This window comes from Sulfuricurvum sp. MLSB (genome assembly GCF_000747095.1).
In the GTDB taxonomy this organism is placed as follows: domain Bacteria; phylum Campylobacterota; class Campylobacteria; order Campylobacterales; family Sulfurimonadaceae; genus Sulfuricurvum.
The window spans coordinates 3,577-4,269 of sequence record NZ_JQGL01000076.1; the positions used below are offsets into that span (position 1 = coordinate 3,577).

The 693-nt window shown below is 41.8% G+C and carries 2 pseudogenes; both read right to left on the reverse strand.

The window, feature by feature from the left end:
* A pseudogene (locus tag JU82_RS11870) lies at positions 1 to 493 on the reverse strand (DegT/DnrJ/EryC1/StrS family aminotransferase); the annotation flags it as partial.
* A gap of 8 nt (positions 494 to 501) precedes the next feature.
* A pseudogene (locus tag JU82_RS11875) lies at positions 502 to 693 on the reverse strand (NAD(P)-dependent oxidoreductase); the annotation flags it as partial.

Below are 693 nucleotides of genomic sequence, written 5' to 3' on the forward strand. Positions count from 1 at the left end.
CTTTGGTTTTTGGGCTGAGTGCCTTTTCCAATTCAGTGACATCAATATTAAAATGCGTCAGCTCCATATCAACGAAAACAGGAACTGCCCCATATTGAACGATAGGGGCAACGGTAGTCGGAAAACCTGCCGCTACCGTGATTACTTCATCACCCCGCTTGACCTGACGATCTCCCAATAACGGCGAAGTCAATGTGTAAAACGCAAGCAGGTTTGCAGAACTGCCGCTGTTGACCAAAAATGCCCATCTTACCCCAAGATAATCTGCCAGTTTTTTCTCAAATGTTTTAGAGTAGTCCCCGTACGTGAGCCAAAAATCAAGCGAACTATCGACGAGATTGACCATTTCTTTTTCATCAAAAACACGTCCCGCATAATTGACCCGGCTTTTTCCTGCTACAAATTCTTTGTCTTGTATCGGTTTGTGGACCAATTCATAATATTCCTTTGTCTTTGCCAGAATTTCCTGTTTCAGACGTTCTTGTTGTGTCATTGTTTCTCCTAGTGTTTATTCCAAAATGTAGTGCAAAGTTGTAGATATGGATCCGCTTCAATTTTTTCTCTGTCGATTTGATCCAAAATCGAACGATAATAATCCCTCATCCCTCTAATCGCTTCGCGATGCGGCAGAAACTCAAATCCGCCAATATCATCCATCAAACGGCTGTTATCTGATGTATATTCATTATTCAA